Here is a 13370-nt window from a genome sequence, read left to right as displayed (position 1 = left end):
ACATTATGCTAGTAGTACGCGCCATCAACGCCAATGACCTCGATGCCCTGTACGGCCTGGCCAGCCAGGTCGGCACCGGCATGACCACCCTCAAGCCGGACATGAAAATGCTGGGCGACCGCCTGGCCATCGCCTGCGCCTCGTTCGCCGAAACCATCGCGCCCGAAAAGCGCGACTACATGTTCGTCATGGAGGATACGGACACGGGCCGCCTGGCCGGCGTGTGCGCCATCAAGGGCGCCGTGGGCCTGGAAGAACCGTTCTATAACTACCGCATCGGCACCCTGGTGCATTCCAGCCGCGAACTCGACGTGTTTACGCGCATGGAAACCCTGTACCTGTCGAACGACCTGACGGGCAGCACGGAACTGTGTTCGCTGTTTTTGCATCCCGATTACCGCAGCGGCAACAACGGCAAGCTGCTGTCGAAAAGCCGCTTTTTGTTCATCGCCCAGTTCCCGCACCTGTTCACGGAAAAGCTGATCGCCGAAATGCGCGGCTACCAGGCGCCGGACGGCAGCTCGCCGTTTTATGAGGGCCTGGGCCGCCACTTCTTCAAGATGGATTTCCACCACGTCGACGACCTGACGAGCCTGGGCAAGAAATCCTTCATCGCCGAGCTGATGCCGCGCCAGCCCATGTACGTGGCCTACCTGCCCGACGAGGCGCAGGAAGTGATCGGCAAGGTCCATCTGAGCACGGCGCCTGCGCGCCGCCTGCTGGAACAGGAAGGCTTGCACTTCGAAGGCTATGTCGACATCTTCGACGCCGGTCCCGTGCTGCAGGCGCGCGTCTCCGAACTGCGCGCCATGCGCGACAGCATGCCGGCCGTCCTCGATGCCGCGACTGTGCCAGTGCCTGCGCCTGAAGCGTGCGGCGACGCCGCCCAGGCCGAACCTTACCTGGTGTCGAACACCGACCTGAAAGATTTCCGCATGATTGTCACCAGCGCCAATCCGCACAGCGGCAAGCTCGCGCTGGACGACGATGAACTGCATCTGCTGCGCTGCCATCAAGGCGATACCGTGCGCACCTTGTCACTCAACCCGAGGAAGCATCCCCATGTCTAATGTGAATACCACGCAATCGAACTTCATCAACGGCGCCTGGCTGCCGGGCACGGGCCGCGAACTGGTCACCATCGATCCGTCGAACGGCAAGCAGACCTGGGCCAGCCTGGAAGCGACGGAAAACGAAGTCGGGCAAGCTTGCCAGGCCGCCCGCGCCGCCTTTGAAGCGTGGGCCGATACGCCCGTCGACGAGCGCATCGCCATCTGCGTGCGCTTTCGCGAGCTGCTGAAGGAACACGCCGAGGCGCTGGCGCTGCTGATCTCGGAAGAAGTGGGCAAGCCGCTGTGGGAGTCGCGCACGGAAGTGGCCACCATGGCCAACAAGATCGATATCTCGGTGCAGTCCTACCACGCGCGCACGGGCATCACGCAAAGCAAGATCGCCGATGGCGACGCCGTGCTGCGCCACCGTCCGCATGGCGTGTTCGGCGTCTTCGGCCCATACAATTTCCCCGGCCACCTGCCGAATGGCCACATCGTGCCGGCCCTGATCGCCGGTAACACCATCGTCTTCAAGCCCAGCGAATATGCGCCGCGCACGGCCATCAAAACCGTGCAGCTGTGGCAGCAGGCAGGCCTGCCGGACGGCGTCGTCAACCTCGTCAACGGCGGGCGCGACACGGGCGTGGCGCTGGGCGCGAATGCGCACCTCGATGGCGTGCTGTTTACGGGGTCCTGCCAGACGGGCATCAGCCTGCACCGCCAGTTCGGCGGCCAGCCGGGCAAGATGCTGGCGCTGGAAATGGGCGGCAACAACGCCCTCGTCGTATGGGACGTGAAGGACGTGGACGCCGCCGTGCACCACGCGATCTTCTCCGCCTTTGTCTCGGCCGGCCAGCGCTGCACCTGCGCGCGCCGCCTGGTGGTACAAGATAACGCAGCCGGCGCCGCCTTCGTCGCGCGCCTGGTGGAAGTGGCGGCGAAACTGGGCATCGGCGCGTCCGATGCGCAGCCGCAGCCATTCATGGGACCCGTTGTCTCGAGTGCCGTGGCCGCGCGCCTGGTGCAGGCGCAGGCGGACATGGTCGCCAGGGGCGGCAACACCCTGCTGCAGATGCGCCAGTTGAATCCCGAGGCGGGTTTTGTCACGGCCGGCATCGTCGACGTTACCAACGCTGTCGGCATCCCCGACGAGGAATGGTTCGGCCCGCTGCTGCAGGTGATCCGCGTGGCCGATTTCGATGCTGCCCTGAAGGTTGCCAACGCCACCGAATTCGGCCTGGCCGCGGCGCTGCTGTCCGACGATCCGGCCCTGTGGCAAACCTTCCAGACGCGCGCGCGCGCCGGCATCATCAACTGGAACCGTCCCACCACGGGCGCGGCCAGCACGGCGCCGTTCGGCGGCATCGGCAAGTCGGGCAACCACCGTCCGAGCGCCTATTACGCGGCCGATTACTGCGCCTACCCGGTCGCTTCGATCGAGAACAGCGTATTGGAACTGCCGGCCAAGCTGTCGCCCGGCCTGAATTTTTAAGGAACTCCCATGCACAGCACGCGCGAATACAATTTTGACGGCCTGGTCGGGCCATCGCATAACTATGCCGGACTCTCGTTCGGCAACGTGGCCTCGTTCAGCAATGTGAAAAGCGCCTCGAATCCGAAGCAGGCCGCCTTGCAGGGCCTGGCCAAGATGCGCGCCCTGGCCGCGCGCGGCTTTGCGCAAGCCTTGCTGCCGCCGCAGGTCCGGCCGAATTTCCGCCTGCTGCGCTCCATCGGTTTCACGGGCAGCGATGCCGAAGTGCTGGCGCGCGCCTACAAGGAATCCCCTGTGATTCTGGCCTGCGCCTATTCCGCCTCGCCCATGTGGACGGCGAATGCCGCCACGGTCAGCCCGTCGGCGGACACGCAGGATGGCCGCGTGCATTTCACGGCCGCCAACCTGAATAACAAGCTGCACCGCGCTTTCGAGCACGCGCAGTCGGCGCGCAGCCTGCGCGCCATTTTCAGCGATGCCAAGCACTTCGCCGTGCACGACGCGCTGCCGTCGACGCCAGCCTTTGGCGACGAGGGCGCGGCCAACCACACGCGTTTGGGCGCGAGCCACGGCGCGCCGTCCGTTGAATTGTTCGTGTATGGCCGGGTGGAGTTCGATCCCTCCGCGCCGTCGCCGAAGCGCTATCCGGCGCGCCAGACCCTGGAAGCGTCGCAAGCCGTGGCGCGCCTGCACGGCCTGGATGCGAAGCGCACCGTGTACGTGCAGCAGAACCCGGACGTGATCGACCAGGGCGTGTTCCATAACGACGTCATCGCCGTCGGCAATGGCAATGTGCTGTTCTATCACGAGCAGGCGTTTGCCGATGAAGGGGAAAGCCTGTCGCAGCTGCGCCGCGCCGTCGCCGCCACCGGGACGGAACTGCAAGCCTTGCGCGTGGACACGGGCCAGGTACCGATCGCGGACGCCGTCAGCAGCTATCTGTTCAACAGCCAGCTGCTGACGAAAGAGGGCGGCAAGATGGCGCTGGTGATCCCGCAGGAATGCCAGGAAAACCGCGCCGTGTCGCGCTACCTGGAAGGCCTGGTGGCCAGCGCTGGCCCCATCGATGAACTGATCCATTTTGACCTGCGCCAGAGCATGCGCAACGGCGGCGGGCCCGCCTGCCTGCGTTTGCGCGTGGCCCTGACGCAAACCGAGGCGCGCGCCATGCACCAGGGCGTGATCATGACGGAAACGCTGTACCATCGGCTGGTGCAGTGGGTGGAAAAGCACTACCGCGACCATCTGGAGCCGGGCGACCTGGCCGATCCGCAGCTGGCGCTGGAAGTGCATGCTGCGCTTGAAGAATTGACGATCATCCTCAACTTACCTGGATTGTACGACTTGTAGGCGATAGAAAAACACACAGAAAATCCGAGACAGACTATCCGTAGCACAGAATTGGACGGGCGACCCCCGTCTCTTGACACCGCTGCCGCCCAGCCACAAGCCCAAACGACAGCGTTGGACATTCACATTACCGTAATGGAGATGCAAGATGAATCACACGCCACAAGATTTGCGTACACAAACGCTGGAGCTGATTAACGCGGCTGGCAATGCGGGCAAGGCGGCAGCGCCTGTCGTGCAGCTGGTGCAGGCATGGCTCGACTCGCTCGACGCCGAAGACCTGGCCGACATCGCGCCCGACAGCCTGGCGCCCGTGCTGGTCGACGGCTTCACGCAAGCGGCCAAGCGCACCGGCAGCGGCTGCCAAATTGCCACCCTGCGTTATGCGGATGGCCGTGGCGGCATGGCGAGCGCCTTGCTGATCCTGAACGAAGACATGCCTTACCTGGTCGACTCCATCGTCATGGCCATGCGCCGCCAGCACCTGGCCGTGCGCGGCGTGATGAACACCGTGCTGCCCGTGCGCCGCGCCGCTGACGGCAGTGTCGAAGCGGTGCGCCAGCCTGGCGATCCGCTCGAATCGTATGTGCTGGTGCTGCTCGACGAAGAGCTGGCGCCGGAAGCCCTGGCCGCGCTGGTCGCCGCGCTGGAAACGGTCGCGCGTGACGCTGCCGTCGTGCGCCGCGATGCCGCCGCCATGAGCGAGCGCCTGGCCACCGTCGCCGCGGCCGCATCGCAGCATGGCGAAGAGGGCGCGGAAGTGGCCGCCTTCCTGGAATGGGCCCGCAGCGGCGGCTTTGAAGTATTCGGCTACGCCTACTACCGCGTCAAGCCGGGCGTGCGCGAACTGGAACGCGACATCCCGAGCCGCGTCGGCGTGCTGCAGGATACGGCGCACCCCGTGTATGGCACCTGCCTGGCGAATATCCCCGGCGACTTCGACACCCTGGCCAAGCGCGACTCGGCGCTGTCCATCGTCAAGGCCGACGTGGCGGGTACTTTGCACCGCGACCAGCAGCTGGACTTCATCGGCGTGCGCGACATGGATACGCAAGGCGCGATCCTGGGCGAGCATTGCTTCGTCGGCCTGTTCACCCGCGCCGGTAATTCCACCCCGCTGGCGGCGCTGCCGTTTGCGCGCGGCCGCGTGGCCAAGGTACTGAGCCTGGCCGGCGTGCGCCAGCATGGCTTCCGTGCCGAGAAATTCCGCGAAATCCTCGAATCCCTGCCGCGCACCGAGGCGCTGGAAGCGGACCTCGACTGGCTGGCGCAAGTGTGCGGTTCCGTCGTTTCGCTGTACAAGCAGCCGCGCACCAAGGTCTTCGCGCGCCGCGACGTGTACGCGCGCCACCTGAACGTGCTGGTCTACCTGCCGCGCGAGCGCTACAGCGCCAGCGTCGCATCGAGCCTCGCCAAAGCCCTGCAAGCCAGTTCCGGCGCCACGCACGTGAGCACGCAAACGCTGGTGGCCGACGGTCCCCTGGCGCGCGTCTACCTGATCGCCCATGCCGCCCGTTACCCGCTGGACCTGGAAACGGATATCGAACAGCCGCTGCTGGGCGTGCTCGATGGCTGGCATAACGGCTTTGCCGTCGTGGCCGACGCCGTGCCCGACGTGGCCCTGCGCGCCAGCCTGCGCAAACTCTGCGCCACCTTGCCGCTCGACTACGTGGCCGCCACCGCGCCGGCCGTCGCCTTCCGCGACCTCGACACCATCCTGCGCAATACCGATCCGGCGCATGTGGCCGTACGCATCGAGACGGGCGCCGTCACCACCATCCGTTTGTACTCGGCCAACAAGGTGCCGCCGCTGTCGACCATTTTGCCGGCCCTGCACAATGCGGGCGTGGCCATCGACCGCGAACAGGCGTATTCGGTTTCGCTGTCCGACGGCACGCGCTATTTCGTCACCAGCCTGACGGTCGATGCCGCCAGCGCGGCGAAACTGGCGCAGCCATCCGTCGTCGCCGTGGCGCAGGAATTGTTTGCCGCCCTGTTCAACGACACGGCCGAAGATGGCCGCCTGAACGGCCTCGTCATCGAAGGCGGCTTGTCGACGCGCGAAGTGCAGCTGGTGCGCGCCTACACCAGCTACTGGCGCCAGACGGGCAGCCGCTTCTCGGTGCGCTACATCGCCGAAAGCCTGCGCAAGCAGCCGGCCCATGTGAAAGCCCTGGTCGAAGCCTTCCTGCAGCGCTTCGATCCTTCGCTGTCCGACGCGCAGCACGCGCAAGCCCTGGAAAGCATCGCCGCCATCAAGGCTGGCCTGCCCTCCGTGAACCACGCCGATACCGAGGAAATCCTCGGCGCGCTGGCCGACCTGATGGCAGCCACCCTGCGCACCAGCTACTTCCAGAACAATCAACAAGGCGACAAGATCATCTTCAAGTTCGACACCAGCAGCCTGGCGCTGGTGCCGGAACCGCGTCCGTACCGTGAGATCTTTGTCTTCTCGCGCCGCTTCGAAGGCGTGCACCTGCGCGGCGGCCCCGTCGCCCGCGGCGGCTTGCGCTGGTCGGACCGCATGGAAGACTACCGCACCGAAGTGCTGGGCCTCGTCAAGGCGCAGATGGTCAAGAACGCCGTCATCGTGCCGGCCGGCGCGAAGGGCGGTTTTGTCTGCAAGATGATGCCGAAGGATGCCGTGCGTGAAACCATCGCGGCCGAAGGCGAAGCCGTCTACCGCCTGTTCATTTCCAGCCTGCTGGAAGTGACGGACAACCGTTCGCTCGGCAATATCGTCCCGCCGGTCGATACCGTGTGCTTCGACGATGCCGACCCGTATCTGGTGGTGGCCGCCGACAAGGGCACTGCCACGTTCTCGGACATCGCCAACGGCATCGCCGTGCAGCGCGGTTTCTGGCTCGGCGACGCGTTCGCCTCGGGCGGCTCGAACGGCTACGACCACAAGAAGCTGGGCATCACGGCCAAGGGCGCATTCGAAGCCGTGAAGCGCCACTTCTATGAAATGGACCACGACCTGAACACCACCCCGATCACCATGGTCGGCGTGGGCGACATGTCGGGCGACGTGTTCGGCAACGGCGTATTGCTGTCGCGCCAGCTGAAACTGGTGGCCGCATTCGACCACCGCCACATCTTCCTCGATCCGACACCGGATGTTGCCGTCTCGTTCGAGGAACGCGCGCGCCTGTTCGCCTTGCCGCGCTCCTCGTGGGACGACTACAACAAGGACTTGATATCAACTGGCGGCGGCGTGTATCCGCGCTCCGCCCGCACGATCGAACTGTCGCCGCAGATCCGCGCCGCGCTCGATATCGCCGAGACCTCGCTGGCGCCGGAAGAGCTGATGCATCGCATCCTGAAATCCCCGGTGGACCTGTTCTACAACGGCGGCATCGGTACCTACATCAAGGCCTCGACCGAGACGCACGCACAGGTGAAGGACCGCGCGAATGACCATATCCGCGTGAATGGCAATGAGCTGCGCGTGAAGGTCGTGGCCGAAGGGGGGAATCTGGGTGCGACGCAAGCGGGCCGCATCGAGTTCGCGCTGGCGGGCGGACGCATCTTCACCGATGCGATCGACAATTCGGCCGGCGTGGATTGCTCGGACCATGAAGTGAACGTGAAAATCTGGCTGGACGTGGAAGTCAATGCGGGCAAGCTGACGGAAGCGGAACGCAACCGCGAGCTGTATGCGATGACGGACGACGTCGAGCGCCTGGTCTTGCGCGACAACACGCAGCAGACGCACTTGCTGGTGCGCGAGCTGCAGGCGCAAGGCGAGAGCGCCGTGCAGGATGGCTATGCCGCCCTGATCGCCAGCCTGGAAGAGGAGGGCGCCCTGTCGCGCGAACTGGAGCAACTGCCGTCGGTGGCCGAACTGGCACGCCGCAAGCTGGACAACCGTGGCTTGACCACGCCGGAACTGGCGGTGGTGATCGCCAACGTGAAGAACCGCTTCAAGCGCATCCTGTCCGCCCTGCCGCTGACGGACGAAACGTGGGCCGAGCCGGTCCTGAAACCGTACTTCCCGTCGTTGCTGGTGGCAACCCGTTCGGCGCTGGACCACCCGCTGGCCAACGCCATCCTGGCGACCGTGCTGGCCAATGAAGTGATCAACCGTTGCGGCCCGCTGATGATCCGCAACCTGGCGGCGGAACACGGCGTGGACGAGTCGGCCGTGATCCTGGCCTGGGGCCAGGCCTGGGTGGCGCTGAACCTGGCGCCCGTGTTCGACGCGCTCGACGCGGACGCCTTGACGGTGCCGCGCGACGTGTCGATCAAGGTCGATGCGCAAACGCGCGTGCTGCAGCAAACGATGATCGCCGGCGTGCTGTCCGTGCCGGCCGAGCAATTGCGCGGCGCGGGACTGGCCGAACTGACGCGTTTGTTCGGTGCGGAATCGAAGCGCGAGCTGCTCAAAGCCGTCGGCATCAAGTCGGAAGCGGCGCTGGTGCCGGGCTTGACGCCCGCCTTCGTGCAGGCGTGGGATGCGGTCGATGCGCTGGAAGTCGTTGCCGGCTTCCTGTTCCCGGCCCTGTCCGTGCCGCGCCCTGCCTCGATGGATCTGGCCGCCTTCCTGCAAGTGGGCCTGGCCCTGCGCAGCCAGGCGGGCATCGACACGCTGGAGCGTGGCCTGAAGCTGGCCGCGCAAGGCAAGTCGCAGGAACAGTTGCGCAACTACGCGCAGCAAGCCCTGCGCCGCACGCAACAGCGTCTGCTGACGCAGGTGCTGGCGCGCGCCGAGCAAGGCAATGCGGGCCAGGCCGTCGATGCGGTGACGGGCGCGCTGGGCCTGTCGGCCTATGTGGCGGCGACGGAACTGGAGCAAGCCATGCTGGACGTGTGGACCTTGTCGGAAGCCGTGAATAAAATCACGGCGAAAACCCCAGCGGAAGCGGCGGTGTAATGACGCAAGAAGCAACGCAAGTAGTAACCCAGGTAGTGCAGGGCGCTGGCGGCTTGCCGCCGGCCGTGCAGGCGCTGGCGCAGGCCGATTTCAGCGGCGTGGCGCAGCTGTTCGCCAACGCCGGTTTCACGGTGGCCTTGCCGGCGCCCGGCATGCTGCAAGTCGTCAAACCGGGAGCAGGCCGCGCCAGCGTGGCCGTTTCTGTCGGCGTGCATGGCGACGAGACGGGGCCGATCGAAGTGCTGGCGCATCTGCTCGACGCGCTGTCGCGCGATGCGTCGCAGCTGGCCGTCGACCTGCTCGTCTGCGTGGGCAATGTCGATGCGATCCGGGCCGGCAAGCGTTTCATCGACGCCGACCTCAATCGCATGTTCCGCCCCGTGCGGGGCGGCCTGGCGCAAGCGGCGGAAAGCGCGCGCGCCGATGAAATGATCGCCGCGACCAAAGCGTTCTTTGACGCGGCCGGTCCCGTGCGCTGGCACCTGGATTTGCACACGGCCATCCGGCCTTCCGTGTACCCCACGTTTGCCATCGTGCCGGACCTGGTGGCCGACGACGCCAAGGCGCAGCTGATAGCCTGGCTGGGCCAGGCGGCCATCGGCGCCATCATCATGAACCCGCAGTCGGCCGGCACCTACAGTTATTATTCGGCCGAGCATTGCGGCGCGGCCGCCAGCACGGTGGAGCTGGGCCGCGTGGGCACCCTGGGGCAGAACGATTTATCGCTGTTCGACGACGTGTCGCGGGCGCTGGACGGCTTGTTGCGCGGCTTGCCCGCGCAGCCCGTCAAGGCGCAACCGCACGTGTTCAAGGTGGCGCAGGAAATCATCAAGCACAGCGATGAATTCCGTATGGCCTTCGATCGCGGCACGCAGAATTTCACCTCCTTGCCGCAGCACGCCGTGATCGCCAGCGATGGCGACCACGTCTACACGGTGCAGCACGCGGAAGAGCTGGTGGTGTTCCCGAACCCCGATGTGCGGGTGGGCTTGCGCGCCGGATTGATGGTGGTGCGCGTGGCGTGATTGTTCAGCGATGACGCCGTATCAGGCGCCAGCCGGGGAAACCCGATTGGCGCTTTTTTCATAAAAAATGCCGCACGGAAATAATTATCCATTAAGCAATTGATTGGTTTAAAATATTTACCCTTTGCAATTTTTGGACCGATCATGTTGAAACGCCTGCTGACAGCCTTGCTGTGTCTGACCCTCTCCGGCCTCACGGCCGCCGCTCCTGCCGATGAGAAGGCCGCCGCGCCGGAAATGACGGCCGAACAATTCCTCGCCCAGCTGCACTTGCAGCGCGGCAAGATCACCTTGCCGGGCGGCATCGCCACCCTGGATTTGCCCGCCAACTTCCGTTACCTGTCGCCGGCCGATGCCGAGCGCGTGCTGGTCGATGCCTGGGGCAATCCTCCGGGCATGGAATCGCTGGGCATGATCGTGCCTGCCAAGACCAGCGTGCTCGAGCGCGATAGCTGGGGTGTCATCGTCACGTATGAAAAGGAAGGGCATATCAAGGATGACGATGCGGACAGCATCAAATACGACGAATTGCTCAAGGATATGCAGGCGTCCGTGCTGGAAAACAATGCGGAGCGCAAGAAGCAGGGTTATCCCGGCATCCATTTGATGGGCTGGGCGGAAAAACCCAGCTATGCCAAGGATACGCACAAGCTGTATTGGGCCAAGGATTTGATGGTCGATGGCGGCGAGCACTCGCTGAACTACAACGTGCGCGTGCTGGGCCGCGAAGGCGTGCTGAACCTGAATGCGATCGCCAGCATGCAGCAGATCGAGGCGATCAAGAAGGAAATGCAGCAAGTGACGGCGTTCACGGAATTTACCGACGGTAACCGCTACACGGATTTCGACAGCAAGACGGACAAGGTGGCCGAATACGGCCTGGCGGCGCTGGTGGCCGGCGGCGTGGCCAGCAAGCTGGGCCTGTTCGGCAAACTGCTGGCGCTGCTGCTGGCCTTCAAGAAAGTACTGATCCTGGCCGTGGTCGGCGCCGGTGCGGCCATCGTCAAGTTTTTCGGCGGCAAGCGCAAGGACAAGCCGCAGCCGCAGCCAGTACAGCAGCAGGAAGCAGCCGAACAGCCCGGCCATGCGCCGGACGGCAAGGTGAATCTGGAAAAATAAGGGCAACTGTGCCGCTTGGTGCGCCGGCGCACAGGAGTGGCATTGTGCGCGCTGCCGGAAGACAGCGCCTCGGGTACACTGGCTCATCGTTCACTATCAGGAGTCCGCCATGTCCGTGTCCATGTATCAGGCCACCATCCCCGTCTTCATCCGCGGCTTGCGGGTCGTCTCGGCCCTGCTGGAAAAAGCGCAGGCCCACGTGGAGGAAGATGGCATCGTGCCCGAGATTTTACTGGGTGCGCAGCTGGCGCCCGACATGCTGGACTTGACGGCGCAGGTACAGCGCGTCAGCGATACGTCGAAGATGTCGGTCGAGCGCCTGAGCGGCGTGCCGGCGCCGAAGTTCGAGGATAACGAAGCGTCGTTCGAGCAGTTACAGGAGCGCATCGCCAACACCATCGCCTATATCGACAGCGTCAACGCGGGCCAGATGGCCGGCAGCGCGCAGAAGGAAGTCGTACTGAACTGGACTGACGAGGGGACAACATTCTCGGGCGACGATTACCTGCTCAGCTTTGCCTTGCCGAATTTCTATTTCCACGTCTCCATGGTCCACGCCATTCTGCGCAACAATGGCGTGGCCGTGGGCAAGCTCGATTATCTGGGACCGTACGATTAACGTTGCGTTTGCTGCTGAACCTGGTCCTGCACCGCATTGCCCAGCATGCCGCCGCCGATCACGCCGGCCACCGTCGCCAGCGCCTTGCCGCGGCCGCCACCTACCTGATTGCCGATCAAGCCGCCGATGACGGCGCCCGTGCCGATGCCCACGTAGTTGGGCTGGGCGGGCGCAGGCACCGGTTGCGGCTGGCGTACGGGTTCGCGGTAGGCCGTCTCGCGGTAGTCGTCATTGTTGTCACGGTAGGCAGGACGCGCCTGCGCCACTTGCGTGTGGTGCACGACGCGCTTGTGCACGACGGGTGCCGGCGCCGGAGCGGGGGCGGCTTGTGCCACCACGGGAGCGGCCAGCGGTGCCGCCACTGGCGCTGCCAGGGCGGCCACGTCGGCAGGTACGGCAGGCACGTTCGCCCGCGAATTGGGCAGGATGCCGGCGATGGACGCCGCGCCCACCAGGCACAGAACGGTCACGGAAATGGCGGCGCCGGCCATCAAAGGGTGGATGCGGCTGGCGGTAGTCGTCGTGTTCATGTGTTCTCCTGGGGTGGTATTGCGGGTGTTGTTGATGTGTCCAGATTAGCGGCCGCGCCTGCCAAAGGCTAGCCCTTGCGCTGTATCAAACGTAAGCAGGTGTAAGCCGTACTTTCCAAAGCACAGTAGAATCGGGGCTTCCCCTATTCCGGAGTGCGCCATGAGCCAGTTATTCACGCCGTTTGCACTGGGGCCGCTGCCGGTGGCCAACCGCATTGCCATCGCGCCCATGTGCCAGTACTCGGCCGACAACGGCAACGCCACCGACTGGCACATGATCCACCTGGGCCATTTGGCCCTGTCCGGCGCGGGCTTGCTGATGACGGAAGCGACGGCCGTCTCGCCCGAGGGACGCATCTCGGCCGACGACCTGGGCCTGTGGTCGGACGCGAATCAAACTGCACTGGCCAAGGTGGTGCAGGCGATCCGCCGCCACTCCCCGATCCCGCTGGTGGTGCAGCTGGGTCATGCGGGACGCAAGGCGTCGAGCCGCGCGCCTTGGCAGGGCGGCGCCTGCGTGCATCTGGCCGAGGGCGGCTGGCAAACGGTGGCCCCGTCCGCCATCGCCCACGCGCCTGGCGAAACGGTGCCGCTCGCCCTCGACGAGATGGGCTTGCTGCAAATCAAGGGGGCGTTTGTGGCCGCCGCCCAGCGCGTGCATGCGCTCGGTATCGAAGGCATCGAACTGCACGCGGCGCATGGTTACCTGCTGCACCAGTTCCTGTCGCCCCTGTCCAACCAGCGCAGCGATGCGTATGGCGGTAGCCTGGACAATCGCATGCGCTTTCCGCTGGAAGTCTATGCAGCCGTGCGCGCCGCCGTGCCCGCCAGCATGGCCGTGGGCGTGCGCATTTCCGCCACCGACTGGGTCGATGGCGGCTGGGACATCGAACAAAGCGTGCGTTTCGCGCAGGAACTCAAGCAGCTGGGCGCCGACTTCATCCACGTCTCCAGCGGCGGTATTTCGCCGCAGCAGCAGATTCCCGTGGGACCCGGTTATCAGGTGGCGTTTGCCGAACGCATCAAGCGCGACAGCGGCTTGCCCACCATCAGCGTGGGCCTGATCACGGAAGCGCAGCAGGCCGAAGACATCATCGCCAATGGCCAGTCCGACATGGTGGCGCTGGCGCGCGCCATCCTGTTCGATCCCCGCTGGCCCTGGCACGCTGCGGCCCAGCTGGGCGCGCAAGTGTCGGCGCCGCCGCAGTACTGGCGCTCGCAGCCGCGCGAATACAAGCACCTGTTCGGCGACACGACCCTGGGCCAGCGCTAACAGGTCTGCTCTGCTACACTGACGCTTCTTTCCC

9 protein-coding genes are annotated in these 13370 nt (G+C 65.1%); 8 read left to right on the top strand and 1 reads right to left on the bottom strand.

Annotated features, from left to right (window positions below):
• The first annotated feature begins 5 nt into the window (after window positions 1-5).
• From astA to AC07VH_RS07555, 7 genes are all read left to right on the top strand, one after another.
• Window positions 6-1070: an arginine N-succinyltransferase gene (gene astA / locus AC07VH_RS07585; RefSeq protein WP_475414183.1), complete on the top strand. Its 1065-nt coding sequence runs from the start codon at window positions 6-8 to the stop codon at window positions 1068-1070.
• A complete protein-coding gene (gene astD, locus AC07VH_RS07580) occupies window positions 1063-2544 on the top strand; it encodes a succinylglutamate-semialdehyde dehydrogenase (protein WP_475414182.1) in 1482 nt (493 codons plus the stop codon). The genes astA and astD overlap by 8 nt, the downstream gene beginning before the upstream one ends.
• Window positions 2545-2553: 9 nt before the next feature.
• A complete protein-coding gene (gene astB, locus AC07VH_RS07575) occupies window positions 2554-3894 on the top strand; it encodes an N-succinylarginine dihydrolase (RefSeq protein ID WP_494788144.1) in 1341 nt (446 codons plus the stop codon).
• Window positions 3895-4042: 148 nt separating this feature from the next.
• Entirely contained in the window at window positions 4043-8770 is a 4728-nt protein-coding gene (locus AC07VH_RS07570; protein WP_494788145.1) for an NAD-glutamate dehydrogenase domain-containing protein, read from the top strand.
• Complete coding sequence (locus AC07VH_RS07565) at window positions 8770-9795, top strand: succinylglutamate desuccinylase (RefSeq protein ID WP_494788146.1); 1026 nt, start codon at window positions 8770-8772, stop codon at window positions 9793-9795. Before AC07VH_RS07570 ends, AC07VH_RS07565 begins: the two co-directional genes overlap by 1 nt.
• A 144-nt stretch (window positions 9796-9939) precedes the next feature.
• Window positions 9940-10914: a DUF2167 domain-containing protein gene (locus tag AC07VH_RS07560; RefSeq protein WP_475414178.1), complete on the top strand. Its 975-nt coding sequence runs from the start codon at window positions 9940-9942 to the stop codon at window positions 10912-10914.
• 109 nt (window positions 10915-11023) lie between these two features.
• The gene (locus AC07VH_RS07555; RefSeq protein WP_494788147.1) at window positions 11024-11533 is read left to right on the top strand and encodes a DUF1993 domain-containing protein; all 510 of its coding nucleotides are present in this window, start codon (window positions 11024-11026) and stop codon (window positions 11531-11533) included.
• On the opposite strand, the gene AC07VH_RS07550 is transcribed toward AC07VH_RS07555, so the two are convergent.
• The gene (locus tag AC07VH_RS07550; RefSeq protein ID WP_494788148.1) at window positions 11530-12063 is read right to left on the bottom strand and encodes a glycine zipper 2TM domain-containing protein; all 534 of its coding nucleotides are present in this window, start codon (window positions 12061-12063) and stop codon (window positions 11530-11532) included. The two genes, AC07VH_RS07555 and AC07VH_RS07550, sit on opposite strands and share 4 nt — an antisense overlap.
• A 160-nt stretch (window positions 12064-12223) precedes the next feature.
• Between AC07VH_RS07550 and AC07VH_RS07545 the strand changes: the two genes are divergently transcribed.
• Window positions 12224-13336 (top strand): NADH:flavin oxidoreductase/NADH oxidase, encoded by a 1113-nt coding sequence (locus tag AC07VH_RS07545; protein ID WP_494788149.1) that lies wholly within the window; start codon window positions 12224-12226, stop codon window positions 13334-13336.
• Window positions 13337-13370: the final 34 nt, after the last annotated feature.

This window comes from Janthinobacterium sp. GW821-FHT03C10 (genome assembly GCF_059420865.1).
This window is presented reverse-complemented; position numbering and strand designations above follow the sequence as displayed.